The sequence below is a fragment of the Bradyrhizobium sp. Kon69 genome (assembly GCF_055807515.1).
Map to the genome: position 1 here is coordinate 1 of NZ_JBVVOS010000538.1, position 242 is coordinate 242.

1 pseudogene is annotated in these 242 nt (G+C 53.3%); it reads right to left on the reverse strand.

Annotated elements, in window-relative coordinates:
* A pseudogene (locus AC0L3U_RS40075) lies at positions 1-242 on the reverse strand (threonine synthase); the annotation flags it as partial.

Consider the following 242-nt stretch of genomic DNA (forward strand, 5'->3'; position numbering starts at 1 on the left):
GCGACCAGTCGGGCCCAGTTGATCGAATTCACTGCACCTATCTTATATCGTCGTTTGAATTCCAGATCGCTGGACACACATTTGACGATGTCTTGGCAGTCGTCGAACACGCCATCTATGGCGATGTTGTGGATGTTGTCGTCCTGCAGGCTGAACATCTGAGCTTGCTGAAAGGAGCACAACCGTCCGAGGGGCGACATCATGAAGACCCGCACCCCTTTCTTGCCGCGCATAGCGTATTC